31 protein-coding genes are annotated in these 25,603 nt (G+C 61.3%); 16 read left to right on the top strand and 15 right to left on the bottom strand.

Going from position 1 to position 25,603, the window contains the following annotated elements; translation table 11 throughout:
* Positions 1 to 40: 40 nt before the first annotated feature.
* The 15 genes from frc (at position 41) to FFI89_RS12435 (ending at position 12,901) form a co-directional block, all read left to right on the top strand.
* Positions 41 to 1,318 carry a formyl-CoA transferase gene (gene frc, locus FFI89_RS12500; RefSeq protein ID WP_138836920.1) on the top strand — a complete coding sequence of 426 codons (1,278 nt, stop codon included), beginning with the start codon at positions 41 to 43 and terminating at the stop codon, positions 1,316 to 1,318.
* 221 nt (positions 1,319 to 1,539) lie between these two features.
* Positions 1,540 to 1,677 (top strand): hypothetical protein, encoded by a 138-nt coding sequence (locus tag FFI89_RS34325; protein ID WP_168212875.1) that lies wholly within the window; start codon positions 1,540 to 1,542, stop codon positions 1,675 to 1,677.
* 267 nt (positions 1,678 to 1,944) lie between these two features.
* On the top strand, positions 1,945 to 3,234 hold the full coding sequence (gene oxlT, locus FFI89_RS12495) for an oxalate/formate MFS antiporter (protein ID WP_138836918.1): 1,290 nt from the start codon (positions 1,945 to 1,947) through the stop codon (positions 3,232 to 3,234).
* A 248-nt stretch (positions 3,235 to 3,482) separates the two neighbouring features.
* On the top strand, positions 3,483 to 4,799 hold the full coding sequence (gene oxlT / locus FFI89_RS12490; protein WP_138836916.1) for an oxalate/formate MFS antiporter: 1,317 nt from the start codon (positions 3,483 to 3,485) through the stop codon (positions 4,797 to 4,799).
* 257 nt (positions 4,800 to 5,056) lie between these two features.
* Entirely contained in the window at positions 5,057 to 5,491 is a 435-nt protein-coding gene (locus FFI89_RS12485) for a CBS domain-containing protein (protein ID WP_138836914.1), read from the top strand.
* Positions 5,492 to 5,704: 213 nt separating this feature from the next.
* The gene (locus tag FFI89_RS12480; RefSeq protein ID WP_138836912.1) at positions 5,705 to 6,700 is read left to right on the top strand and encodes a nitronate monooxygenase family protein; all 996 of its coding nucleotides are present in this window, start codon (positions 5,705 to 5,707) and stop codon (positions 6,698 to 6,700) included.
* A gap of 208 nt (positions 6,701 to 6,908) precedes the next feature.
* Complete coding sequence (locus FFI89_RS12475) at positions 6,909 to 7,883, top strand: zinc-binding dehydrogenase (protein ID WP_138836911.1); 975 nt, start codon at positions 6,909 to 6,911, stop codon at positions 7,881 to 7,883.
* A 35-nt stretch (positions 7,884 to 7,918) separates the two neighbouring features.
* Entirely contained in the window at positions 7,919 to 9,007 is a 1,089-nt protein-coding gene (locus FFI89_RS12470; RefSeq protein WP_138836908.1) for a TRAP transporter substrate-binding protein, read from the top strand.
* Positions 9,008 to 9,309: 302 nt separating this feature from the next.
* The gene (locus FFI89_RS12465; RefSeq protein ID WP_138836906.1) at positions 9,310 to 9,513 is read left to right on the top strand and encodes a hypothetical protein; all 204 of its coding nucleotides are present in this window, start codon (positions 9,310 to 9,312) and stop codon (positions 9,511 to 9,513) included.
* A 77-nt stretch (positions 9,514 to 9,590) separates the two neighbouring features.
* The gene (locus FFI89_RS12460) at positions 9,591 to 9,818 is read left to right on the top strand and encodes a hypothetical protein (RefSeq protein ID WP_138836904.1); all 228 of its coding nucleotides are present in this window, start codon (positions 9,591 to 9,593) and stop codon (positions 9,816 to 9,818) included.
* Between the two features lie 99 nt (positions 9,819 to 9,917).
* Positions 9,918 to 10,370: a MarR family winged helix-turn-helix transcriptional regulator gene (locus FFI89_RS12455; protein WP_138836903.1), complete on the top strand. Its 453-nt coding sequence runs from the start codon at positions 9,918 to 9,920 to the stop codon at positions 10,368 to 10,370.
* 47 nt (positions 10,371 to 10,417) lie between these two features.
* On the top strand, positions 10,418 to 10,993 hold the full coding sequence (locus FFI89_RS12450) for an isochorismatase family protein (RefSeq protein WP_138836902.1): 576 nt from the start codon (positions 10,418 to 10,420) through the stop codon (positions 10,991 to 10,993).
* Positions 10,980 to 11,309: a hypothetical protein gene (locus FFI89_RS12445; RefSeq protein WP_138836901.1), complete on the top strand. Its 330-nt coding sequence runs from the start codon at positions 10,980 to 10,982 to the stop codon at positions 11,307 to 11,309. The genes FFI89_RS12450 and FFI89_RS12445 overlap by 14 nt, the downstream gene beginning before the upstream one ends.
* Positions 11,306 to 12,517 carry an MFS transporter gene (locus tag FFI89_RS12440; protein ID WP_138836900.1) on the top strand — a complete coding sequence of 404 codons (1,212 nt, stop codon included), beginning with the start codon at positions 11,306 to 11,308 and terminating at the stop codon, positions 12,515 to 12,517. The genes FFI89_RS12445 and FFI89_RS12440 overlap by 4 nt, the downstream gene beginning before the upstream one ends.
* A gap of 141 nt (positions 12,518 to 12,658) precedes the next feature.
* Positions 12,659 to 12,901, top strand: a complete 243-nt coding sequence (locus tag FFI89_RS12435) for a hypothetical protein (RefSeq protein WP_138836899.1) — start codon at positions 12,659 to 12,661, stop codon at positions 12,899 to 12,901.
* 51 nt (positions 12,902 to 12,952) lie between these two features.
* On the opposite strand, the gene FFI89_RS12430 is transcribed toward FFI89_RS12435, so the two are convergent.
* The 9 genes from FFI89_RS12430 to FFI89_RS12395 form a co-directional block, all read right to left on the bottom strand.
* On the bottom strand, positions 12,953 to 14,110 hold the full coding sequence (locus FFI89_RS12430) for a Z1 domain-containing protein (RefSeq protein WP_246669433.1): 1,158 nt from the start codon (positions 14,108 to 14,110) through the stop codon (positions 12,953 to 12,955).
* Positions 14,071 to 14,433, bottom strand: coding sequence for an MFS transporter (locus tag FFI89_RS35355; protein ID WP_371722510.1), 363 nt, complete (start codon positions 14,431 to 14,433; stop codon positions 14,071 to 14,073). The genes FFI89_RS12430 and FFI89_RS35355 overlap by 40 nt, the downstream gene beginning before the upstream one ends.
* Before the next feature lie 321 nt (positions 14,434 to 14,754).
* A complete protein-coding gene (locus FFI89_RS34320) occupies positions 14,755 to 14,922 on the bottom strand; it encodes a hypothetical protein (RefSeq protein ID WP_168212874.1) in 168 nt (55 codons plus the stop codon).
* Positions 14,923 to 15,044: 122 nt separating this feature from the next.
* On the bottom strand, positions 15,045 to 16,013 hold the full coding sequence (locus FFI89_RS12420) for a zinc-binding alcohol dehydrogenase family protein (RefSeq protein WP_138836897.1): 969 nt from the start codon (positions 16,011 to 16,013) through the stop codon (positions 15,045 to 15,047).
* A gap of 66 nt (positions 16,014 to 16,079) precedes the next feature.
* On the bottom strand, positions 16,080 to 16,850 hold the full coding sequence (locus tag FFI89_RS12415) for an SDR family NAD(P)-dependent oxidoreductase (protein ID WP_138836896.1): 771 nt from the start codon (positions 16,848 to 16,850) through the stop codon (positions 16,080 to 16,082).
* Positions 16,851 to 16,916: 66 nt separating this feature from the next.
* Entirely contained in the window at positions 16,917 to 17,357 is a 441-nt protein-coding gene (locus tag FFI89_RS12410) for an ester cyclase (protein ID WP_138836894.1), read from the bottom strand.
* A 52-nt stretch (positions 17,358 to 17,409) separates the two neighbouring features.
* Positions 17,410 to 18,183, bottom strand: a complete 774-nt coding sequence (locus FFI89_RS12405) for an SDR family NAD(P)-dependent oxidoreductase (RefSeq protein ID WP_138839195.1) — start codon at positions 18,181 to 18,183, stop codon at positions 17,410 to 17,412.
* Positions 18,184 to 18,265: 82 nt separating this feature from the next.
* Entirely contained in the window at positions 18,266 to 18,865 is a 600-nt protein-coding gene (gene wrbA / locus FFI89_RS12400) for an NAD(P)H:quinone oxidoreductase (RefSeq protein WP_138836892.1), read from the bottom strand.
* 255 nt (positions 18,866 to 19,120) lie between these two features.
* Positions 19,121 to 19,783, bottom strand: a complete 663-nt coding sequence (locus FFI89_RS12395; protein ID WP_138836890.1) for a hydrolase — start codon at positions 19,781 to 19,783, stop codon at positions 19,121 to 19,123.
* Between the two features lie 346 nt (positions 19,784 to 20,129).
* Between FFI89_RS12395 and FFI89_RS12390 the strand changes: the two genes are divergently transcribed.
* Positions 20,130 to 21,041, top strand: a complete 912-nt coding sequence (locus tag FFI89_RS12390; RefSeq protein ID WP_138836888.1) for an MBL fold metallo-hydrolase — start codon at positions 20,130 to 20,132, stop codon at positions 21,039 to 21,041.
* Here FFI89_RS12390 and FFI89_RS12385 read toward each other — a convergent pair.
* The 6 genes from FFI89_RS12385 to FFI89_RS12360 form a co-directional block, all read right to left on the bottom strand.
* Entirely contained in the window at positions 21,038 to 21,997 is a 960-nt protein-coding gene (locus FFI89_RS12385) for a LysR family transcriptional regulator (RefSeq protein WP_246669431.1), read from the bottom strand. The two genes, FFI89_RS12390 and FFI89_RS12385, sit on opposite strands and share 4 nt — an antisense overlap.
* A 101-nt stretch (positions 21,998 to 22,098) precedes the next feature.
* A complete protein-coding gene (locus FFI89_RS12380; protein WP_138836884.1) occupies positions 22,099 to 22,554 on the bottom strand; it encodes a carbon monoxide dehydrogenase subunit G in 456 nt (151 codons plus the stop codon).
* 48 nt (positions 22,555 to 22,602) lie between these two features.
* Positions 22,603 to 23,538 (bottom strand): fumarylacetoacetate hydrolase family protein, encoded by a 936-nt coding sequence (locus FFI89_RS12375; protein ID WP_138836882.1) that lies wholly within the window; start codon positions 23,536 to 23,538, stop codon positions 22,603 to 22,605.
* Positions 23,539 to 23,555: 17 nt separating this feature from the next.
* Positions 23,556 to 24,143: a malonic semialdehyde reductase gene (locus tag FFI89_RS12370; protein ID WP_138836880.1), complete on the bottom strand. Its 588-nt coding sequence runs from the start codon at positions 24,141 to 24,143 to the stop codon at positions 23,556 to 23,558.
* A gap of 36 nt (positions 24,144 to 24,179) precedes the next feature.
* Positions 24,180 to 24,683, bottom strand: a complete 504-nt coding sequence (locus FFI89_RS12365; protein ID WP_138836878.1) for a nuclear transport factor 2 family protein — start codon at positions 24,681 to 24,683, stop codon at positions 24,180 to 24,182.
* Positions 24,684 to 24,777: 94 nt separating this feature from the next.
* A complete protein-coding gene (locus FFI89_RS12360) occupies positions 24,778 to 25,593 on the bottom strand; it encodes a xanthine dehydrogenase family protein subunit M (RefSeq protein WP_138836876.1) in 816 nt (271 codons plus the stop codon).
* Positions 25,594 to 25,603: the final 10 nt, after the last annotated feature.

Here is a 25,603-nt window from a genome sequence, read left to right as displayed (position 1 = left end):
TCCTGCACGTTGCAGGGCAGACAGAGTACGGAGCAAGACGATGACAAAGGCGCTCACGGGCGTTCGCATTCTCGATTTCACCCACGTCCAGTCGGGACCGACCTGCACGCAGTTGCTGGCCTGGTTCGGCGCCGACGTGATCAAGGTCGAGCGTCCCGGCGTCGGCGACATCACCCGCGGCCAGTTGCAGGACATCCCCAACGTGGACAGCCTGTATTTCACCATGCTGAACCACAACAAGCGTTCGATCACGCTCGACACCAAGAACCCGAAGGGTAAGGAAGTCCTCACGGCGCTAATGAAGACTTGCGATGTGCTGGTGGAAAATTTCGGGCCCGGCGTGCTCGACCGCATGGGTTTTCCCTGGGAGAAAATCCAGAGCATCAACCCGAAGCTGATCGTGGCCTCGATCAAGGGCTTTGGTCCCGGACCCTACGAAGACTGCAAGGTCTATGAGAACGTCGCCCAGTGCACCGGCGGCGCGGCATCGACTACCGGCTTCCGCGACGGCCTGCCCTTGGTCACCGGCGCGCAGATCGGCGACAGCGGCACCGGCCTGCATCTCGCGCTCGGCATCGTCACCGCGCTCTATCAGCGCACCGTCACCGGCAAGGGCCAGAAGGTCACGGCCGCGATGCAGGACGGCGTGCTCAACCTGGCGCGCGTCAAGCTGCGCGACCAGCAGCGCCTCGCCCATGGCCCGCTGAAGGAATACAGCCAGTTCGGCGAAGGCATTCCGTTCGGCGACGCGGTGCCGCGCGCCGGCAACGATTCCGGCGGCGGCCAGCCCGGCCGCATCCTGAAGTGCAAGGGCTGGGAGCAGGATCCCAACGCCTACATCTACTTCATCACCCAGGCGCCGGTCTGGGAGAAGATCTGCGACGTGATCGGCGAGCCCGGCTGGAAGACCCATCCGGATTACGCCAAGCCGCCTGCCCGACTGTCGCGGCTCAACGAGATCTTCGCCCGCATCGAACAGTGGACGATGACCAAGACCAAGTTCGAGGCGATGGACATCCTCAACAAGGACGACATCCCCTGCGGTCCGATCCTGTCGATGAAGGAGATCGCGGAAGACCAGTCGCTGCGCGCGACCGGCACCGTGGTCGAGGTCGATCATCCCACGCGCGGCAAGTACATCTCGGTCGGCAACCCGATCAAGCTGTCGGACTCGCCGAGCGACGTCACCCGCTCGCCGCTGCTCGGCGAGCACACCGACGAAATCCTGCGCCAGGTGCTCGGCTTCTCCGATCACCAGGTAGCTGAAATCCACGACTCCGGCGCGCTCGACCCGCCGCGCAAGCAGGCAGCGGAATAGACCCGCCTTACCTGCCTGAATTTGCCAGAGGATCTGCCAAGGCCGCCGGTTTCCGGCGGCCTTTTCATGATCTGGAATGCCAATCGTCTCATATATGCTGCATTGCAACCGGCCGATTGCTGCTATGCAAACAAGTCTGTTGTGGCTGGCATCTGGTATACATATATTGACCCCAGATCACGAAGCGGAACCGCTCCGCACTTCAAGAAAAGGGGACCCAGATGTCCAAGACTGCTTCCATCGGCCTCGTACCCTCCAGCTCGCTGTTCGGCCGCCTGATGGCCACGATCGACCGGCTGTTGATGGCCAGCGCACGCATCGCCAACCGCAACGGCGACCTGCCCCGCTTCGGTCTCTGAGACCCTGCGAATCACGGGCTGCGATCAACGTTTTTCGTGAATTGCGCCCGGCTCCTCCCCCGCCTTCGACTATTGACCAATGGCCCCGATCACCGGGGCCATTTTTTATGGCGCCATTGCGCCACCTTCGTCGCCGGGCACGCGTGCTGCGACATATAAGCACGCACCCCGTGCTGCCGCGCCAATTCGCTTGAACCTTGGCATATCGAATACCAAAATGCCGGCATAGCGCTCACGTAACAACAGAAGCGCGCTTCGGGAGGAGCTATGACGGATATGGTTCAGGCAACGGCCCCCACAGCCGCACGTGTGAGCGACACCTATCGGTGGACGCAGCTTGCGATCGGTGTCGCCGCGATGGTGATGATCGCCAATTACCAATACGGCTGGACCTTCTTCGTCCCCGACATCCAGAAGAAATTCGGCTGGGACCGCGCCTCGATCCAGTGGGCGTTCACGCTGTTTGTGCTGTTCGAAACCTGGCTGGTGCCGATCGAAGGCTGGTTCGTCGATAAATACGGCCCCCGCCTCGTCGTCCTCGTCGGCGGCATCCTGTGCGCCATCGGTTGGGCGATCAACGCCGAGGCGACCACGCTGAACGGCTATTATCTCGGGATGATCGTGGCAGGCATCGGCGCCGGCGGCGTCTACGGCACCTGCGTCGGCAATGCGCTGAAATGGTTTCCCGACAAGCGCGGCCTCGCCGCCGGCATCACCGCGGCCGGTTTCGGCGCCGGCTCGGCGCTGACGGTGGCGCCGATCCAGGCCATGATCAAGGATTCCGGCTTCCAGACCACCTTCCTGTATTTCGGGCTAGGCCAGGGCATCATCATCGTGCTGCTCGCCTTCTTCCTGCTCGCACCGAAGGCCGGACAGGTTCCGACGGCGATCGCCAATGCCAACGTGATCCAGACCCGCCGCAACTACCAGCCGACCGAAGTGATCCGCCAGCCGATCTTCTGGCTGATGTATTTCATGTTCGTGATCGTGGGCGCCGGCGGATTGATGGTCACGGCGAACCTCAAGCCGATCGCGGTCGACTGGAAGGTCGATGCGATCCCGGTCACCCTTATCGGAATGACGATGACGGCGGTGACATTCGCCGCCACCATCGACCGGGTTCTCAACGGCCTGACGCGCCCGTTCTTCGGCTGGATCTCCGACATGATCGGCCGCGAGAACACCATGTTCATCGCGTTCGGCATGGAGGGCGTCGGCATCTGGGCGCTCTACATGCTCGGTCACGATCCGGTCTGGTTCGTCATCCTGTCGGGCTTCGTGTTCTTTGCCTGGGGTGAGATCTATTCGCTGTTCCCCTCGACTTGCACCGATACCTTCGGCGCCAAGTTCGCGACCACCAATGCGGGCCTGCTCTACACCGCAAAGGGCACCGCCGCGCTGCTGGTTCCGATCGCGAACTACATGCAGCAAACCTCGGGGACCTGGGACAGGGTGTTCGTCATCGCGGCGGGCGCCAATATCCTGGCGTCGCTGCTGGCGATCCTGGTGCTCAAGCCATGGCGCAAGACCGTGGTGGCCAAGGCGGTCGCCGCCTAACCAACCAGCCCGTTGCAAGCGAAGCGCTCGACCCAGGGTCGGGCGCTTTTTTGTTGCGCCCGGCCTCGGCCCGGCACGGATTTCTCGCGCAGGAACAATACGATTTGCCTTGGGAGTATGCTGCATCGCAACCAACGATTAGCTTGCATCTTGGAATATAATATACCAGCATCCGACCAACGCGTGCGACGATCGGTCACAACCTTTGCGACACTAAGTCACAAACGGCAACGCGCCTGGGAGGACACATGGTTTCCAGCACAACCGCCGCCACGCCGGCGGCGCCTTCTTCCAGCGGCTTCCGCTGGCTCCAGCTCGTGATGGGCATCGTCTGCATGGCGATGATTGCGAACCTCCAATACGGCTGGACGCTGTTCGTCGACCCGATCGACGCGAAAAACCACTGGGGCCGCGCGGCGATCCAGTTGGCCTTCACGATCTTCGTGGTGACGGAGACCTGGCTGGTGCCGGTCGAAGCCTGGTTCGTCGACAAATACGGCCCGAGCATCGTCGTGATGTTCGGCGGCATGATGATCGCGCTGGCCTGGATCCTGAATTCCTACGCGGACTCGTTGACGCTGCTCTACACCGCAGCCGTGATCGGCGGCATCGGCGCAGGTGCTGTGTACGGCACCTGCGTCGGCAATGCGCTGAAATGGTTTCCCGATCGCCGCGGCCTCGCCGCGGGCGCAACCGCGGCCGGCTTCGGCGCGGGCGCAGCGATCACGGTCGTGCCGATCGCCAACATGATCAGCGCCAGCGGCTATCAGGCCGCTTTCCTCGATTTCGGCATCGGACAGGGCCTGATCGTTTTCATCCTCGCCTTCTTCATTCGCCGGCCGACGGTGGCGATGCCGGTCAAGAAGAAGCAGCTCAACCTGCCGCAGACCAGGATCGACTTCACGCCGCCGCAGGTGCTGCGCAGCCCGATCTTCTGGGTGATGTACGCCGTGTTCGTGATGGTCGCGGCCGGCGGACTGATGACGGCGGCGCAGATCGCGCCGATCGCGCACGACTTCAAGATCGCCAACACGCCGGTCAGCCTCGCCGGCTTCCAGATGGCGGCGCTGACCTTTGCGATCTCGCTCGACCGCATCTTTGACGGTTTCGGCCGTCCGTTCTTCGGCTGGGTCTCCGACACGATCGGCCGCGAGCACACCATGTTCATCGCGTTCGGCACCGCGGCGGTGATGCTGCTGACGCTGTCGGCCTACGGCCATGTGCCTGTCGTCTTCGTGCTGGCGACCGCGGTGTATTTCGGCGTGTTCGGTGAAATCTACAGCCTGTTCCCCGCCACCTGCGGCGATACCTTCGGCGCCAAATACGCCACCACCAACAACGGCATGCTCTACACGGCCAAGGGCACCGCCTCGCTGCTGGTGCCGCTCGCCAGCATCGTCGCCACCAGCTACGGCTGGCAGGCGGTGTTCGTGATCGCCGTCGCGCTCAACGCGACCGCGGCCCTGATGGCACTGTTCGTGATCAAGCCGCTGCGGCGCGCCTTCATCCTCGGCAACGAAACCGCGGCCGACGAGACCGCCGCCGGGACTGCCGAGATCGCCTGAGGCTGGCCGCCACCCAAACCAAAGCGGCGCACTCCGGTGCGCCGCTTTTTTTGCGCGCCGTATTTCAGGAATGCAAAATGCAAGCAACCTGTTTTGGTGGCCGCTGCAACGCGACAGAGACCGCCGGCGACAGCCTGAAACGTCAGCAATACTGCCTGTTTATTTGCAAGAATTGGGCGGATGCTTGGATCGTTCCGGATTGACAATTGGCATTATGTATACCAGAATTCTCACCTGACCCACACTAGGAGGTTGCCATGCAAGTCGGAGATGTCCTGCGCAAGAAAGCCGCCCGTGTCGCCACGGTCCGCATGAACGAGACCGTCGCCATTGCAGCCCAGCTGATGCGCTCCAGCAATATCAGCGCGCTGGTCGTCAAGGACGTCGTCCGCACCGAGGGCAACACCGCGGTCGGCATGTTCACCGAGCGCGACGTGGTTCGCGCCATTGCCGAACACGGCGCTGCCGGCGCCAACCTGAAGGTCTCGCAGCTGATCTCGGTGCAGCAGCTGGTGTCGTGCAACTCGACCGATACGCTCGAGCACGTCCGCCACGTCATGAACCGCGCGCACATCCGCCACCTGCCGGTGATCGACAATTACAGCCTGATCGGCGTCATCAGCATGCGCGACATCTCGAGCGCGTTCGACGACGAGGCCACCCGCGCGAAACCGGCCGCCAGCGCCGCCTGAGCGCGCGGTTCGCATCCGCGAAGCTTTGGGTTGTAACCTGCGCCAATCGCCGGCCCGATGAGGCCGGCGGTTGCCATCTCCCCCGCATTTCCGCATGGGCCCACCGCCCCTGCCCGGTAGACTTTTGCCGGGCCGGACGGCATCCTGTTTTCCGAAAACAATGCGTGCGCGATATTCCGCACCATAAAACAAGCCGGGAAACAGAGGGCCAACATGATCAAGACGCGATTTACCGAACTCGTCGGCGTCGAGCACCCGATCGTCCAGGGCGGCATGCAGTGGGTCGGCCGCGCCGAGCTGGTCGCTGCCGTCGCCAATGCCGGCGCGCTCGGCCTGATCACCGCGCTGACGCAGCCGACGCCGGAAGATCTGACCAAGGAAATCGCGCGCTGCCGCGACTTGACCGACAAGCCGTTCGGCGTGAACCTGACGATCCTGCCGACCATCAAGCCGCCGCCCTACGCCGAATATCGCCAGGCCATCATCGAGGCCGGCATCAAGGTGGTCGAGACCGCCGGCAACAAGCCGCAGGAGCACGTCACCGAATTCAAGAAGCACGGCATCAAGATCCTGCATAAATGCACCAGCGTTCGCCACGCGCTGTCGGCGGAGCGGATGGGCGCCGACGCGATCTCGATCGACGGCTTTGAATGCGCCGGCCATCCCGGCGAGGACGACACCCCCGGCCTGATCCTGATCCCGGCCGCCGCCGACAAGGTCAAGATTCCGATGATTGCCTCCGGCGGCTTCGGCGACGGCCGCGGGCTGGTGGCCGCGCTGGCGCTCGGCGCCGAGGGCATCAACATGGGCACGCGCTTCATGTGCACCAAGGAAAGCCCGATCCATCAGCTGGTGAAGGAAAAGATCGTCGCCAACGACGAGCGCGAGACCGAACTGATCTTCCGCACCATGCGCAACACCTCGCGCGTCGCCAGGAACGCGATCTCGACCAAGGTGGTCGCGATGGAGAAGGAAGGCGCAAAATTCGAGGACGTCCGCGAACTCGTCGCCGGCGCCCGCGGCAAGATGGTCTACGCCTCCGGCGATGCCGATGACGGTATCTGGTCGGCCGGCCAGGTCCAGGGCCTGATCCACGACATCCCGACCTGCGGCGAACTGGTGTCGCGCATCATGCGCGAGGCCGAAGCCATCATCCGCAGCCGGCTCGATGGCATGATGTCCGGCGCCAGCCGTCAGGCCGCGGAATAGTACCGCGCAGGCAGACAAATACTCCGTCATGCCCGGCCTTGTGCCGGGCATCCACGTCCTTGCAGTCTCGCAGCATGAAAGTCGTGGATGGCCGGGACATCTAGTGCGAAGACGTGCTTCGCACTTCTGCCCGGCCATGACGAAAACAGAGGCAAGAGCTAAGCCGCTTCGATCAACAGGATCGGGGCCACAGCAGAAAGTAGTTCCCATGAAGGCCTATGTTTACGGCGCCAACGGCGCCGAGATCACCGACGTCGCCAAGCCGTCGCCGAAGGGCACGCAGGTGCTGGTGCAGGTTCACGCCAACGGCCTCAACCGCGCCGATCTCGGCATGACCAAGGGCCACGCCCATGGCGCTGCCGGCGGCGTCGGCACGGTGCTGGGCATGGAATGGGCCGGCGAAGTCGCCGAACTCGGGCCGGATGCCAAGGGCGTCAAGGTCGGCGATCGCGTGATGGGATCGGGCGGTGCGGCGTTCGCCGAATACGCGCTGACCGATCACGGCCGGCTGTTTCATCTGCCGGCGCAGGGCAACATGAGTTTTGAGGAAGCCGCCACCCTGCCCGTCGCGCTCGCGACCATGCACAACGCCGTCGTCACCAATGGCGCGCTGCAGGCCGGACAGACCGTGCTGATCCAGGGCGCCAGCTCCGGCGTCGGGCTGATGGCGATGCAGATCGCCAAGTTCAAGGGCGCGAAACTCGTGATCGGCTCCTCGACCGACGAGGCGCGCCGCGGCCGGCTCAAGGACTTCGGCGCCGACCTCGCGGTGGATTCGAAGGATCCCGGCTGGGTCGACCAGGTGCTGAAAGCGACCGATGGCGAAGGCGTCGACCTGATCGTCGACCAGATCTCGGGCCCGGTTGCCAACCAGAACCTCAAGGCCACCAAGATCAAGGGCCGCATCGTCAATGTCGGCCGGCTCGGCGGCACCCATGCCGATTTCAACTTCGACCTGCACGCCGCCCGCCGCATCAACTATATCGGCGTCACCTTCCGTACCCGCAGCATCGAGGAAATCCGCGAAATTTTTGACGAGGTCCGCAAGGACATCTGGTCCGCGGTGGAGAGCCGAAAACTGCAACTGCCGATCGACAAGGTCTTTTCCTTCGCCGAGATCGGCAAGGCGTTCGAGCACATGGAAGCCAACAAGCACCTCGGCAAGATCGTGGTGCGGCATTAGGCGCTACAGCAAGACTTCAAGGGAGTGAACACATCATGAAACGCCGTACCTTCCTCACCGCCGGCGCCGTGGCCGGCGCCACGACGCTGGTGGCCGCGCCCGCGATCGCGCAAGGCTCGCCCGAGATCAAGTGGCGCCTGACCTCGAGCTTTCCGAAATCGCTCGACACCATCTACGGCACCGCGCAGACCTTTGCGAAATACGTCGCTGAGGCCACCGACAACAAGTTCCAGATCCAGACGTTTTCGGCCGGCGAGATCGTGCCCGGCCTGCAGGCGCTCGATGCGGTCGGCAACGCGACCGTCGAGATGGCGCAGACCCCGCTTTATTTCTACATCGGCAAGGAGCCGGCGCTGGCCTATGCGACCGGCGTGCCGTTCGGCATGAACCATCGCCATCAGGCATCCTGGTGGTCGTTCGGCGGCGGCGATGCGCTGGTCAACGAGGCGCTGAAGCCGTTCAAGGCTCACGCCATCCTGTGCGGCAACTCCGGCACGCAGATGGGCGGCTGGTTCCGCAAGGAGATCAAGACGGTCGAGGATCTCAACGGCCTGAAATTCCGCATCGCCGGGCTGGGCGGCCACGTGCTGGCGCGGCTCGGCATCGTGCCGCAGCAGATCGCGGCCGGCGATGTCTATCCGGCGCTGGAGAAAGGCTCGCTCGATGCCGCCGAGTTCGTCGGTCCCTATGACGACGAAAAACTCGGTTTCTACAAGGTGGCGAAGTACTACTACTTCCCCGGCTGGTGGGAAGGCGGCGCCATGCTGCACATGGTCGTCAACGACGAGAAGTGGGCAGCATTGCCCAAACAATACCAGGAGATCCTCAACCAGGCCGGCTCCGCCGCCGGCGCGTGGATGCTCGAGAAATACGACAGCGTCAATCCGGCTGCCTTAAAGCGCCTGATCGCGGGCGGCGCCGAGCTGCGCGCGTTCCCGCAACCGGTCATGGAAGCGAGCTACAAGGCGACGCAGGACCATTTGAACGAGCTTGCCGAAAAGAGCCCGCTGTTCAAGAAGACCAAGGACAGCCACGACGCCTATATGAAGGAACTGATGTTCTACACCCAGATCGCGGAAAATTATTACGACAACTATTTGCTCGGAAAGATGCGCAAGACCTGAGCAGGATCGTCATTGCGCGCGAAGCGACTTGTCCCCGTTGCTCCGCGAGCGAAGGCGGATAGTCGGATCCCTTGGGCTAATCCGCCCTCCTCGCTACGTGCTCGAAAGGCACACGGCCACCGGGCCGACGAGGCGCTGCGACTTCTGCAGGATATGTCCTGGTTGTAGGGCGGATTAGCCGAAGGCGTCATCCGCCGTCGCAACCACCAAGGCGGATAACGCGCAAGCCGGCCCTCACCGCAGCTTCCAGTGGAACTTGTGCCCGCGTCGGGAGTCGATCTGCCGGGAGGTCGATGACCCCAATGGAAGACAACGAAGACCCGCTGGCCCGGTTTGGTCTGGATGCGATCGAGCTGCGGTGGACGATGAAGGATATCGCAGCAAAGCGCTGGCTCATCCTGAACCAGGCGCATGTCTCGCAGCTGATCGAACTGGGCCTGGTCGAGATCAGAGACGACCGGCCTTTTCTGACCGTCGCCGGGCAAAACACGGTATGGGAGGGCTGACTCGCGATACCCAAAAATTGCCAATTGGCCCGGCAGGCTTTCGCCGCGGCCCCGGCTGAAGACGAAAGAGAAAATGAATGCCAGCGCGGCCTCGTCACATTCCGCATGCCACCGAGCGCACCGCGCTACAGCGGATGAGCCTCACGCGGGGCCTTCCGCCGGAACGGCTGCATCCGGCCGGCAAGCAGGTCATCGCGGGCATGCAGGCGAAAGGCTGGATCGAAAAGCAGGCTGACGGCCGCACCTATTGCATCACGCCGGCGGGCGACGAGGCGTTGAAGGCGATTATTCCGGGGAAGCGATAGACCGGCCCGATCCAGCGCAGAACGCAACGGCCGAGTTCCACAGATAGACTGCGAAGATAGACTTTACAGTTTACCTTCATATCTGCTAATCCGACACGCATGAACAATTCGTCGAGCAGTACCGGGACGGCGCGGACATCCGCGCTCGCCGAAGACCTTCGTTTGCTGATTGGAACGCTGAAGCGCCGGCTTCGCGAGCAGGGTCAACGGGCGGATCTGCCCCCGTCCCAGGTCGCCGTCCTGCTTCGCCTTGAAAAGGATGGGCCTGCGACCGTATCCGGCCTGGCGCGATCGGAGGGGATGCGCCCGCAATCGATGAGCGCGGCGATCGCAGCGCTGGAGGCGGCCGGCCTGGTCCGCGGTGCCCCCGATCCCGATGACGGCCGGCAAACCATCATGTCCCTCACCGAGGCCTGCCGCGAGCGGCTGCGCACCGGCCGGGCTGCGCGGCAGGATTGGCTGGCGCGCGCCATCGCAGCGAAGTTGTCCGCGCGCGAGCAGCAGGAACTTGCCGCCGCCGCCAAGTTGTTGAAGCGACTCGTCGAGGATTGATGCCGGCCTCGCCGCATCGCTCGCGAAAAATATTCGGAAAGACGACCATGGCACTCACGACGCTCGATCCGGTCACGGCCCTCATCATTGTCGATCTGCAACGCTGGGTCGTCGGCTCGACGTTCATCCATCCGATCGGCGATATCGTGACGCGCGCCCAAAACCTCGTCACCGCGTTTCGGCGGCACCGGCTGCCGATCGTGCTGGTCAATGTCGATGGCACAGCACCCGGACGAACCGAGCGGCCACGCCACATCACACAGCTTCCCGACGGCTGGACCGACCTCCTCCCGGAACTCGGCCGGCAACCCGATGACATCGTGGTCACCAAGCGCACATGGGGCGCGTTCGCGAGCACCGATCTCGAAAACCAGCTCAGGCGTCGCGGCGTTACGCAGGTCGTGGTGTCAGGCGTCGCGACCGGCACCGGCGTCGAATCGACCGCGCGCCAGGCCTATGAGGCGGGCTTCAACGTCACGCTCGCCGTCGACGCCATGACGGATGCGCGGCCGGACGCGCATGACTATAGCATCGCCAGCGTGTTCCCGCGGCTCGGCGAGACCGGCTCGACGCAGGCCATCATCGATCTCCTCGAAAGGACCCACACGCATGACCTGGCTTGACCTCACAGCCTACTTCTTCGGCGGCGCCTTCCTCACCAACGCGATCCCCCATGTCGTCGCCGGGCTGATGGGAGAGCCGTTCCAGAGCCCGTTCGCGAAACCGCCGGGCGAAGGCCTGTCGACTTCGACCGTCAACATCCTCTGGGGCTTCTTCAACCTCATGATCGGATATCTGCTGGTCTGCCGCGTCGGCGATTTCGGTTTGAGGGCGACCGCCGACGTCGCAGCCCTCGGTCTCGGTGGACTTCTGATCGGCCTGTTTCTGGCGCGCCGGTTCGGACGGTTTCACGGCGGCAATCAGCCCCGGCCAACATGAGTCGCACGTTTCGCTCGTTAGCGAATCACAACTACCGGATCTGGGCGGCTGGAGCGCTGGTGTCGAACATCGGCACCTGGATGCAGCGCGCCGCCCAGGACTGGCTCGTTCTCACCGAGCTCACCCATCAAAGCGCGTCGGCGGTCGGCATCGTGATGGCCTTGCAGTTCGGGCCGCAATTGCTGCTGATGCCGTGGTCCGGCTATGCCGCCGATCATTTCAACCAGCGCAAGCTGTTGATGGCGACGCAGGCCACGATGGGCGCGCTCTCGCTGATTCTCGGCCTGCTCACCGTCACCGGCCTGGTGCAGCTCTGGCATGTCTATGTGTTCGCCTTCCTGTTCGGCTGCAGCGCGGCCCTCGATGCGCCGGTGCGCCAGACCTTCGTGGCCGAACTGGTCGGCGAAAGAGACCTATCGAACGCTATCGGGCTGAACTCGACCTCCTTCAACGCCGCGCGCATGATCGGACCCGCGGCTGCCGGCCTCCTGATCGCTTCGGTTGGCACCGGCTGGGCGTTCCTGTTCAACGGCGCGTCGTTCATGGCGGTGCTGACGTCGCTGGGCCTGCTGCGCACATCCGAGCTTCGCCCCAACGCGCGCGCCATCCGCGCCAAGGGCAGCGTGCTGCAGGGATTTCACTATGTCTGGTCCCGCCCCGATCTCAGGGCGACGCTGATCATGCTGTTCCTGATCGGGACGTTCGGGCTCAACTTCCCGATCTTCATCTCGACCATGGCCGTCGGCGTCTTCCATACCGATGCGCGCGGCTTTGGCCTGCTGTCCTCGATGATGGCGATCGGCACGATGTCGGGCGCGCTATTGGCCGCAAGCCGCGAGCGGCCGCGCTTCACCTCGCTGCTGGCCGGCGCCGCGATCTTTGGCCTTGGCTGCACCCTCGCCGCGCTGGCGCCGAATTACTGGCTGTTCGCGGCCGCGCTGGTCGTGATCGGCGTCGCCTCGCTGACCATCCTCAACACGTCGAACGCGCTGATGCAGCTCTCGACCGAGCCCGCGATGCGCGGACGCGTGATGGCGCTCCGTCTCGGCGTAGCCCTCGGCGGCACGCCGGTCGGCGCCCCGATTGTCGGATGGGTGGCGGATCATCTCGGGCCGAGATGGGCGCTCGGCGTCGGCGCCGCCGCCGGGTTTGCGGCGGCGGCTGTTGCGATTGGGGCGCTGTCCAGATCAGCCCGTAGGGCGGATTAGCGACTTCTCCGCCGTAGCTCGGAGAGCGAAGGCGGAAGCGTAATCCGCCAACTTGGTTGAGACGCAACGGCGGACGACCTGTTGGCGAATGGCCCCGATGGGCTTTCATCACGGCCCGGGCTGAAAGCGAAGAGGACACAAATGCCAGCACGGCCCAGTCACATTCCGCACGCCACCGAGCGCACCGCGCTACAACGGATGAGCCTCACCCGGGGCCTTCCGCCGGAACGGCTGCATCCGGCCGGCAAGCAGGTCATCGCGGGTGTGCAGGCGAAAGGCTGGATCGAAAAGCAGGCGGACGGCCGCGCCTATTGCATCACGCCGGCGGATGAGGCGTTGAAGGCGATTATTCCGGGGAAGCGGTACGCGGGGCGTAGTGCGTAGCCATGACCGTGAGCCAAAGTCGAGATTTCGACCCAATACTGCGGCATCTATCTAGTCCTGAGCAGGTTTTTGGTTTTGGATAAACTGGACGCTGCCCTCGCGCTTGTAAAACAAGCGGGCCTTTTTCGACTCGTTGAAGAAGATCTTTATGTGGTGCACCGCCTTTGGAAATTTATCGGGCTCACGCTGAGACGTACCCATGACGCCTTTGTCACGTGAGATTGCCGCTTGATCGTAGCTCTTGCCTTTCGGGATCGGCGAGCACTTATGAATGGCCAGAGAGCCGTCGCCATTTGGCTGTACGGTCTCAATATAATCTATCAAGAATTCCGGCAGCGCTTGTTTTCCAAGCTTCGCCATAAGCTTCCTAAGCGTGTCAACATTCGTTTGGCCCGTGAGTATCAGGTTGTCGAGGTCGGCAGTATAGCCGAACATCTGAAACGACATTTCGCCCTTATCCAGAGCAACCGTGGCGTTGTTGATGCTCGCTTTTGAGGCAACGGACACGCGGCTGTCGCCTACCCAAACCGGCGATCCAATGTTGTTGGCGATAGTATCAAGCGCCAGCTTATGGAAAACAAAGCATTTGTGCCAATTGGCATACAGCTGCTGGGGTATCGTTAGCTCAAAGTGCTTTAGATACTCACCCCGCGCGCCGAACATCCGTGCGCGCTGAATGTAAGTATCTTGTTGAAGTTTATTGGCAACATCTCGCGTAAAGAACATTGCCAAGAGGTTTGGGAAAGTTACCCCTCTCGATACGATGTTACCGCCGATGATAATGGTGAAAGGTGATGTTGGCTCGGTAGCGGAATCCCCGGCGGCCACACGATCGCGTTCACTGTTCAGAACGACCGTCGACGCGCGAGAAATATTCTCAACTACATACTTGGTGATTTCATCGGCGTCGGCTTGAGGATACAGACCTTCAGCAATCTTGTGTACTTGAGTTACTAGATAGCCAAAGGCCTTGTCACTGCTATCACTTAATGAATTTACCAACGTTTCGATAGTTTGAAGGTCGGTTTCATGATCTTGCTTCTTGCCACTTGTGTGAACCAGCAAGGAGTAATTCTGCTCCGTCTTGTTTTCAGACAAATTCAGGTGCGCCGAAGTCACCAGGAATCGAAGGAGGGCCTGCTCCGCATCTTTGGCATTCCCTGACTGATTCAGAAACTTGAGGCGATACTCGATTTTCTTTTGGTCCAATGGAAAGAATACATCCTGACCCGTACGGCCCCGCGTCTGCGCCGAGGTGCATATTCGGTGGCCAGAGCAACATAGCTTGGCAGAGCCCCGCCAATACCTATGCCAGTGCACAAACGAACACACAGAACCGTAGCAAACGAGCCACACCACATCGTCGCGAGCGTGCCGAGGCTGAAGATGGCTGCGCATAGTATGATTACTGGCCGCCGGCCCCATCGATCCGCGCAGAAGCCGAAAACGAAGGCGCCAATAAGCGCTCCGAGCTGAGATGCAGAGAATATCAACCCGATTTCGTTCGGTGCGAGACCAAGATCTCGTGCCATGGCGGGTACTGTCACACTTGAAATTTGTGCGTCCAATCCGTCAACCAGCGAGATCAAAAAGCAAATCGTGAGCACCCACTTCTGAAAGCGCCCGATGCCTCTGCTATTGATGAACGCGCTGATATTGATCGAATTAACCATGTGCACCATAGCCTCGCTCAGGTTGTTCACCGGGATTAGACCCACGCTTTCGGCGAAAGTCAGCTGCTTCAGGTACCAAGACTTGATACGCACCGGAGGTCACAAACCAGCCCAACGCCCGAGCGCGTTCAACACCTCTTTGCATCGCTTCGTGTCGACTACGCCCGGCATATCGATTGACTAGAACGCAGTAACGACGCCTCCAGGATTTTCCGTCAGAGCGACGGTCGAGTAATACTCGATGTCGGGGTACATCGAGTAGCGAGATAAAATGCCGGCAAGCCAAGGGCCTTGGTAGAACCGCTTGGCGTCGTCGATGGTTTCCCACTGATAGACGCCGCCGGCCATCCCGCTCTCATTCCAGATGAACTGTTTGCGAATTAGTCCCTTTTCTCTCCAGTTGTTTCTGCTCCCGACTATATGATTTCCGATTCAGACATCTCCGGAGGATCCTTGTACGAGCCGGGCGGCTAGGCGCCGTTCGGCTTCAGAATATGTTTGGCGGAGCTATCGCCGGCAGCGACTGCTTCGTAGGCCCCCACCGCATCGTTGAGTTGCCAGGTTTTCACCGCTGACGGCTTCAACGCGCCGGTCTCGAAGCCCGGCCGAAGCTCGTTCAGGATTGCCGCAATCTCCTGGCCCGTGAGCTTGGCGGTGTCGACACCAATCAACCGTTGGCGGTTATGGTAGAAATCCGCCAGATCGAACTCGACGCGACGGGAGCCGACGCTCGTGATTACGACTTGGCGGCCGTCCAGCCCCATCGACTTCAGGGCTGGCTCGAAGACCGGCCCGCCCACGGCGTCCAGCACGAGGCTCACACCCTTGTTCTCGTTCAGCGCCGCCACCATGGTGGGCAGGTCATTGGTCTTGGTGTTGATGAAGACGTCCGCGCCAGAGTCCTGACTCTCCTTGACGTCGGCGCCGATAACGCGCGCCTTCTTCCAGTGCGCGATCTGCGTCGCCGCGCGGCCGACGGCGCCGGACGCGCCAGTCACGAGGACGGTTTCGCCGGCTCGAATTTCGCCAGCTACCACAAGTGCCGACCACGCGGCGATATAGGGCACGCCCACCGCTGCGGCCTGATCCATCGAAAGGTTCGCCGGCTTTTCCGACAGCCAATCCTCCGGAACGGCGAAGAATTGGGCGTGAGAGCCGTCCCGACTGATGCCGAAACCGGCACCGTTGCCCCATACGGCCTTTCCTGCCCAACGCGGCGATCCGGTGACGACTATTCCCGCGTAGTCGCGACCTGGCGTGCGCGGAAGAGTCGGGTTGAACAGGCCGGAGACGAACTTCACATCGCTGGGATTGATCGCCGAAGCGGCAACCTGAACCAACGCCTCGCCCGGCTGCAGGATCGGTTTTGGAATGTCCCCGACGCTCAGGACTGAGGGCAGCCCATATGTCGAGAATCGAACAGCGCGCATCGTGGTCATGACGAGACTCCAGACATGATTAGCCGTCACACAGCCGACCTTCAGATTTTACAGATCCTCTCCGCGCTAGATCACCGACAGCAGCCCGCCATCGACGAGAAGCGCAATCCCCGTGACGTAGCTGGACAGATCGGAGCCGAGGTAGGCGACGGCGTCGGCAACTTCGGAAGGCTTGCCGAGGCGGCGTAGCGGCGTGCGCTTACGAAAGCCTTCGGAGGCTTCGGCGATATCCGGCGTGGTTCGCAATAAGTGCGTGTCGATCGTTCCAGGCGCTATGGAGTTGACGCGGATACCATCGGGCCCGAGCGAGTCGGCCAGCGCCTTCGCCATCAGCACGACACCGCCCTTACTGGTCGAGTATGCGACGGTGATCCCCGCGCCGGCGATTCCACCCATACTTGCCATCAGCACGATGCTACCGGCCTTTCCTAGCTTCTTCATTTGCCGGGCGGCGGCCTGCGCGCCGAACAGGACACCGTCGAGATTGACCGACATGAGTCGGCGATAGTCCGCCTCGGGAACGTCGGCGCCATCCGAACGCAACGTGATACCGGCATTGGCCACGAACACGTCGACGCCACCGAACTCGCTCGCCGCTTCCACCAGCGCATCGTTTTCGGACTGTTTGCTCACGTCGGTGCGGTGAAACCGCGCGGCGACGCCGAGTTTCCCGATTTCGGCGGCCGCGGGGCCACCGCCTTCCCGCGGCGTCTCGGTTACGTCGGAAACGATGACGGCTTTCGCGCCATGTCGCGCCGCGCCGATCGCGATGGCGCGACCAATTCCACTTGAGGCGCCGGTCACGACGACGACCTTGCCGTTCAGAATATCGCTCATTGTAGGCTCCCGTTGTGGCCTCTCGACTATTCGCCGGAGACTCTCGTTCGTACGACAGCCGATGCGTTAAGATTTCTTCCTGTCAGGCGCGATGGCGCCGAGCTGCTGCATCAGCGAGAAGAGATTTGCTACTCCCCAATGCTCGGTGATCTTGCCATTGTGCACCCGCATGGCGTCGACCGTATCGAAATGGATCTTCCGGCCTGTCGGCGCGACGCCCAGAAACTCGCCTTTGTGCGTGCCGTGATAGGTCTTGAACGTGGTCACGATCTCGCCATCGGCCGTCTGCCAGTGAATGATGGCGTGAAAATCGGGAAATGCGGCTCTCAAAGCGTGATAGAGCGCGCGAGCTCCCGCCTTGTCGGGCGTTCCATTTGGCTGCGGCGTATGGTCGAGGAAGTCGTCGGCAAAAAGCTCCTCGAAGACTTCGAAATTTCCGCCACCCTGCACTTCTTCGGTGTTGCGGCGAACCACAGCCTTCGCCGCTTCGCTGATTGCGTTGGTCATAATTGGTCTCCTGTCAGTCTGATGAATCGTTCACTTGCGGATACGCTCTGCGCTAGAGTTCGAAACCGCCGATCGTCATCCCGCCGTCGACGACGAGCATGTGGCCGACGACGTAACTCGCCTCGCCAGAAGCCAGCCATACGGCCGCGGCCGCCAGTTCGCGAGGGTCGCCTCCACGCTTGGCCGGGATGGCGGTCTTTGCATTGGCGGCAAATGCGGGGTTCTGCGCGCTATTCGCAACCACCATTGGCGTTTCAGTGAAGCCGGGAGCCAGCGTGTTAGCGCGAATGTTATGGGCCGCGTTTTCCATTGCAGCCACGCGCGTCAATCCGTGCACGCCGTGCTTGGAGGCGGCGTAAGCGCTCATGCCACCCGGCCCCGTCAAGGCGGCCACCGATGCCGTATTGACGATGGCTCCGCCACCGCTGCGCTTCATCAGCGGCAACTCGTACTTCATGCCGAGAAAGACGCTGCGCAGGTTGACCCTGAGAACCCGATCGAAGTCATCGGTCGGATAGTCTTCAATACGATGGGTGCCACCGGTGATGCCGGCGTTGTTGAATGCGACGTCGAGACGGCCTGCGGTCTTGTCGATCCGAGAAAGAAAAGCGGCGACTTCACTTTCCTCCGAGACGTTGACGCGCATGACCTCAATTCTGCCGCCGGACTCGGAGATGAGTTTCCCGGTCTCGGCCAGACCTGTTTCGTTCAGGTCCGCGCCGAAGACGAAGGCGCCGCGGCTCGCAAAGATACGGGCCGCCTCCCTCCCGATGCCCGAGCCGGCGCCCGTGACCAGCACGACTTTTCCCTTAAAATCATCCGACATGATGGTCTCCTCTTCGGATCGCGTGGCGACAAACGTGGGCGGTGTGCGTGAAGCCGGGGCTTCACGCGCGTCGCATTGTTGATCAACCGAAAAGCTTGGCTGCCGTCTTTGCGACCAGTTCGCCTTGATGGCGTGCACCTGCGAGGTCGATCTCGCTCGGCTGGCGCGATCCATCGCCACCGGCAACCGTGGTGGCACCGTAGGGCGCACCACCGACGATCTCCTCGACGCTCATCTGCCCTTGGTGGCTGTATGGCAACCCCACGATCGTCATGCCAAAATGCAGCAGGTTGGTGATGATCGAGAACAGCGTCATTTCCTGGCCGCCATGCTGAGTGGCACTGGATGCGAAGGCAGCACCGACCTTGCCGTGCAACGCCCCCTTCGCCCACAAACCGCCGGCCTGATCGAGGAATGCGGCCATCTGTGACGACATTCGCCCGAACCGCGTACCAGTCCCGACGACGATCGCATCGTAATTTTCCAGTTCGGAGACGGTTGCGACCGGGGCAGCCTGATCGAGATTGAAGTGGGCGCTCCTGGCGATCGCTTCCGGAACCGTTTCCGGCACGCGCTTGATGTCGACCTGTGCCCCGGCGCTGCGCGCGCCTTCCGCAACGGCTTCGGCCATTTTTTCGATGTGCCCGTAAGACGAGTAATAGAGAACGAGAACTTTAGGCATCGGAAACTCCTGAATTTTGTGACGCAGTCCATTTCCGCGCCGACCGACGCAACATGCTATCGTCCGAACCAGCTAAATAGTCGAATAATATCGACAGTCACGTTCGATTAATTCGAATAGCCCGAAGGAGAGGACTCGGCGCGAGCCGACGCGAATTCCGCGCCGAAACTCGATGGGCAAGGGTGCGGTCGACCACGCAGGAGTCGCGCCGATGGGTGCAACTGTCCCCTCCGCGCGACCTCCACTTGGTCGATATCAGGCTCCGACGCCCTCGCGGCCGGCGAGCAATTGCAGCTCCCAGGCCAGACTGGTCCCGCTGGCGCCGCCGTGATCGAGCAGAATTTCCCCGACCTTGCCGGCGGATTCCATGCGAGCCCAGTCCCGCTGCAGCTCCGACAGGAAAACCACGGTGGTCAGGGGAACGGCTCCCGCCTGGATCATTCGCTGGATACCCATTTCATGAGACTCAACGCTCGTTCCGCCCGAGGCGTCGGTCACGAAATAGACGTCATACCCCTCGTCGAGCGAGTGAATGACCGGGAATGCAAGACACACTTCGGTCCACAGAGCGGCAAACACGATCTTCTTGCGACCGGTATTCTTCATCCACTTGACGCAGCGCTCGTCCTCCCACGTATTGATGAAGGTCCTGTCGATCGGCACCTGCTCCGGAAATACGTCCTGAATTTGCTTAAAGATATTTCCCCCGCGATCCTTGATGACGGTCGTAAGCAGCGTCGGGACTCCAAACACCTTTGCTGTCTTCGAGAGAGCGACCGCATTGTTGATCATCAGAGCAACATCGATGTTCTTTACCGCCGCCGCCTGGAAGGGCTGATGATCGATCAATATCAAAGCGCAATTATCGGGCGTCAGCATCGCATCAAGACCCGTTTTCTTGAAGGGAGAAGTATTCATCAGACTTCCTTGAGTTTCTGGTGTTTGGGCGCTCGCGGTGTTCCGCTGTTAGCCGCGCCCACTATGGTGACGAATGCACCGATGCAGAAGTCCGATTTTTCTGGAAAGCCTATTCCAAGGAATTGGCAAGTTCGACCGGTGCGTCGCGACGACGTTCACGCCAATGATGGTCAGGATCGAGAGCCGGCGTCACTTGACAACTTCATAGAAACCAGTTGCCAAAATTTTCTGACTTCTGCGACTGTGCGATCGCGGCCACTATTACTCATTCTCGCGCAGACGATGCAAAAGTCGGCCACGGCTTGGATTCCGTCGCGTTCACCCGAATACCTGCCGGAGAGCCGTCATGAGAATCGACGTTTGCAAACACTGCATCAGCGTGAAGTCCGAGGGAGTCACCGATCTTTCGCGTGGCTTCTTGACTCGAGAGGCCGCCCCAGGCGTCTTCATGTTGACGAATGGAAACTATCAATGCCTCTTTATGACTACCGGAGAAGGTGTCGTCCTTGTCGATGCGCCGGAGCCACTTGTGCAATATATTGGACCGGCGGTCAGTGACGTAACGGACGAGCCGGTCAGGACGCTGATCTATTCGCACGGTCACTCCGACCATATCGGCGGCGCCCATATGCTTGCCCGCCCGGGATTGGAAATCATAGCGGAGGATCGCGTCGGAAAATTCGTCAACGACAAACATGACGGACGGAGGCTACCTCCCACCCGGACCTTTACGGATGAGACGACGCTCAAAATCGGATCGAGGACCATTTCGCTCAAACGTGACGAATTCCACTCCCCCGAGGGCGACCTCGTCATCTATCTTCCCAACGAAAAGGTGCTGATGGCCGTCGACATGATCGCGCCAGGCTGGGTACCCCTTCTGGATTTCGACATCACCGGAAATATGTTTGCGTATCTCGGCGCGTTCGACCGTATCCTCGCATACGACTTCAACGTATTCATATCGGGGCATACTGCGGACCTCGCGCATCGGAACGATGTTGAGATCACCAGGAAATATACGTTCGACGTCTATGAGACGGTCAAGCGTATCCACGGCGAAATCAATGTCGCTGAACTGTTGGCCGAAGAGCGCGATAACGAACAGGCCGGCATCAAGCACCTGATCGAAATGGTCACGGCCAGGGCCACCGAGGACGTGAAGAGCCGCTGGCTGCACGGCCCCATGAAGGGGGTTGACCTTTGGACCGAGGGCCACTGCCGCGCAATGATGCTGTACGTGAGATGGAGCGACTAGGCCTTCCCGACCGATCGTGAAATGCCAGACCCGGCGGCTCCGCGTTCGACCTGGAGATTTGTGGCGCGCTTGTTTGTCGCACGAACGATCTGAGGTCCCTGGCCATATTCGCCAGAGACCTGACCGACAAGACTGGAGACAAGAAATGACGCTGCGGGACCCAGCGAAGTGTCTTTTCTGTAGATGGCGTGAAGCACGCAACTACGCCGGGGCTGCCCGCCCAGAGCAACGAGCTGTCCGCTTTCGATATCCGCGTTGACCATGGGCTCGGGCAGATAGCCCCATCCGACCCCCTCCTTCAGCAACATCTGCATCGACGTCAGATCGGTAAGGCGCCATGGCTGTACGAGCCCGCTGCGATCGAGAGGTGCGACGGCAGACCGATTCGCCAGCACAAGTTGCACGTGTTCGGCCTCGCTGGCGGGAGCGCCTCCCCTGGCCAGCAGATGACTTGGTGAGCAGACCGGCACAAGGTCGATCGAGCCGATAACGATCGCCTCGATATCGTCGGTCAGCGCTTCGCCCGGAAACAATCCGCTAACGCCGATCGTAACCGCCCGAGCGAGTACAAGCTGCGCGACGGCGCTGGACGCTTCAACGCGGACATGCATCGATACGGTCGGGAAAGCCACCCGGAACGCTTTAATCGCATCGACGACACGCGGCGATGGAAGGATTCCATCCAATGCGACGAGAACCTCTGGCTCGAACGCCCGGCCCAAACCTCTCACCCTCGCGGACAGGCTAACGACGTCGGAGATGATCGTCCGCGTCTTGGAGAGGACTGTCCAGCCGGCCTCCGTCAACTGCGGCTTTCTGGTGTTGTCCCGCATGAACAGCGAGACCCCGAGTTGCGCCTCCAGTTTTGCGATCGAGTAACTGACGACCGACGTCGCGCGCCCGATCTTGCGAGCCGCGGCGGCAAAGCTGCCCTCGTCTACGACCATCAGGAACATTCTCATCTGCGTGATCGAAGGTGCCCGCGATTCAAACCTGCCGACGCCGTCAATCGTCCCGGCCGGCTTCGAGCCGCCGCCCTTTCTTCTTCGCTTTGTCATCAGGCGTCGGAGGACCGCACTTCATTGGCGAAATTCACGAAGAACTGATCTGCCAGTTTCTTTGCAGAACCGCTGATCAGACGCTGCCCCAGTTGCGCCAGCTTTCCTCCTATCTGCGCTTCGACATTATAGGTGAGCAGAGTTCCTTCGTCCTTCTCTGCCAGCGCCACAGTCGCGCCGCCCTTGGCGAATCCTGCCACACCTCCCTCGCCTTCGCCGGATATCCTGTACCCATTGGGCGGATCCAGGTCGCTTAAAGTAACCCGTCCACCGAAGCGCGCGGACACCGGACCGACCTTCATCTTGGCAACGGCCTGAAACTCGTTCTCACCGGACCTCGTCAGCTCTTCGCAACCCGGAATGCATCTCTTCAAAACGGATGGATCGTTGAGCTTCTCCCACACAACCTCACGCGAGGCTGCGAGATGAACTTCGCCATTCATCGTCATGGCCATGAAAGATACCTCCCGACATCACGCTCCGCGGGTTGCGGGGCGGGGTTATTACGGCTTGCTTCCCGCAGGGGCGTATTTCCCGGTTAGCTGCGGCGCAATCGGATCGAGACCCCTGCTATGGCGATCGAGTCTCACCTCGCGCGACCAGGTGCGCCGCAGGTCATCCGAAACGTTGACACGGAGACGTCCCAGGCCCTCGGTCTCCAATTCGACCGTGTCTCCGTGCTGAAATGCATTCAGACCGCAGTGGTCTGTGCCTGTGGCCACGATGTCTCCGGGCATCAAGGTCTGGATGGCGCTGACCCAGGCTATGCTGTCCTTGACGCTGGTGATCATCTTGCGCGTATTGAAGTCTTGCTTGATCTCGCCATTGACCCACAGGCGAATCCGCAAATTCTGCGGATCCGCGATTTCGTCACGGGTGACAATGTACGGACCGATTGGCGCAAACGTGTCTCGCGATTTCATCTGGAAGAACGAGTTTGTCGCCGGCTGAAGACCTCGAGCCGAGCCGTCGATGAAATTCACGTAGCCGAACACGTGGTTCATCGCATGTTCGGCATCCACGTTACTCGCCGTCCGCCCGATGACGACGGCCATCTCCGCCTCGCCCTCGAAAACACTGGCCGGAACGTCCGGGAGCACCATCGTCTCATCGTGGCCGATCAGTGCACTCGGCGATTTGTGAAAGGCATTGGTATGCGCGGACTTGAGCAGACCATCATCGTAGTTCACGGCCATGCAGACGATCGTGTGCGGCCTCGGCAACGGCGTGCGAAACCTGACGTCGGCAAGCGGTATCGGCCGGCCGCGGATCGCGGCCTCTTCAATACGGCCGCGATATTCGGAAAAATGCTCAATCAAGGTAGCCATCAGATCCTCGGGCGTGCGCCGGGGAAGATCCGTCAACTCCGCGCCGACGTCGACAATTCCCTGGTCCGTCATCACGCCGAGTCGGTAGTCGTCGAAATATGCCAGCTTCATGCTCTCTCCTCGGTCGTTCAAACGACCTTGCAGGCTTCATCGAATGAAAGTCGAGGACTGCGCGGAAACACCTTTGCTGGATCGCCGTAGCCGATCCCGCAAAGAAAATTGACTCTCACCCCCTCGTCCGGAAAGAAAGCTCGCTCGACCTTCTCGGGGTTGAACCCGGACATCGGGCCGCAATCCAGCCCCATCGCGCGCGCGGCCAGCATCAAATAGCCACCTTGGAGGCTGCTGTTGCGATAGGCAGTGTCCCGGACGAAATCGGGCTTGCCGTCGAACAACTTTGCGACCCCTGGGTTATGAGGAAACAGCACTGGCAAATGGCTCGGAAAGTCGAGGCTGTATCCGATTATTACGACGACCGGCGCGGTGCGGGCCTTCTCCATGTTCCCGTCACTCACTGCCTCCACGAGCCGCTGCTTCGCTTCGGCGCTGACGACGAATACGAACCGCGCCGGCGAACTATTGAGGCTGGTAGGTCCCATTCTGACCAGATTGTAAAGCTGGGCGAGCTGCGACTCGCTGACGCTCCTGGCTTGCCAGCCATTCTGGCTGCGAGCCGTGTTGAAGAGCAGATCGAGCCCGGATTGATCCAGCATCATGTCACTCTCGATTCCGCTCCTTGCTCGCCTTCCACGCTAGGCGCGGGCCGCGTCATAGATGGTTACTTCGGCCTCCTCAGGTATCGAATCCACATCGGTGGGACCGCCCCATTTCCGGAAACCCTCATAGGCGATCTCCCGCCGGATCTTTCCGTCACGCATATAGAAGATGTGGGTGATCCGGACATTCAGGCGGGAACCGATGGGGAAGCCTAGGTTCGGCATCTCGTCACCAACGATTTCAACGTCGGCAATCTGGTCGTCGAACACGTATTCCTCGGTCGCAAATCGACGTAGCGCCGTGGCTTTGTTGTATTTGACCGTCCTGAAGATCCCCATATAGGATTTTCTGATCTCCACCGGATCGGTCAGGACCACCCCTCGCATTGGGGCTTCCCAGACGATGTCGTCGTCGTAAAGGGCGATCGCCTTGTCGACGCTTTCGGGAGTTTCATTGTGAAAGTGGGCGTCGACGACCTTGAGATTTCTCGCGATGATCTGCTCTTTGGTCAGGTCTTTGTCCTTTACGCCGTCATGCATCCTGCTTCTCCCTCACTTGATTTCCCGGAGAGAACCATTTCTCGCCGGGAGCGGCATTGCCGCTGTCATGCCGCGACTCGACGGCGCTTCGACTCTATGCCCCTTGATTGGGCTCGGTCATCGCCGCCGAGACCGCGCGTCGTGCAAGGACTGAGATCAGATTGGCCCGATACTCAGCGGATGCATGAAGATCATCGATAAGCCCGGTCGTCTCGACCTCCAGGCCTTTCACCGCTTGCGGTGAAAACTCTGCTTGCAGGGCGGCTTCGAACGCATGCTCGCGAAAAACCTTTGCTCGCGCTCCAGTCACCGCGACCCGAACACCGCCACAGGTCTCCGCGACGAAGACGCCTACGATCGCGTAGCGCGAGGCCGGATTGCGGAATTTGAGGTAGGCCGCCCTGCTCGGCAGCGGAAACTCGATCCGTACAAGAATTTCACCTTGCTCCAGAGCAGTTTCGAACAGATCGACGAAGAACTCATCGGCGGTGATCGACCGCCGATCGGTCACGAGGGTCGCGTTCATTGCAAGGACAGCCGCCGTCAGATCGGCGGTTGGATCGTTGTTGGCGAGCGACCCGCCGATTGTGCCACGGTTGCGGACCAGGGGATCGCCGACCAGCGCCACGGCGCGCGACAGCGATGGAAGCTTCGCCTGAACCAGCGGGGACTCGATGATCTCGATGTAGCGCGTCATCGCTCCGATGCTGAGCAACCCCTCCTTCGCACCTATCCCGGTGAGCTCGGATACGCCTGCGAGGTCAACGAGCGCCGACGGCGCCGCCAGACGCTGACGTAGCGTCGGAAGCAGGGTTTGACCACCGGCCAACAGCTTCGCGTCGTCATCCTGCGCAAGCAGGTCCAGCGCTTCGACGAGAGTATTTGGCCTGTGATATTCGAACTTGTACATGCTGCGCCTG

It is taken from the genome of Bradyrhizobium sp. KBS0727 (genome assembly GCF_005937885.2).
Taxonomy (GTDB): Bacteria; Pseudomonadota; Alphaproteobacteria; order Rhizobiales; family Xanthobacteraceae; genus Bradyrhizobium.
This window is presented reverse-complemented; position numbering and strand designations above follow the sequence as displayed.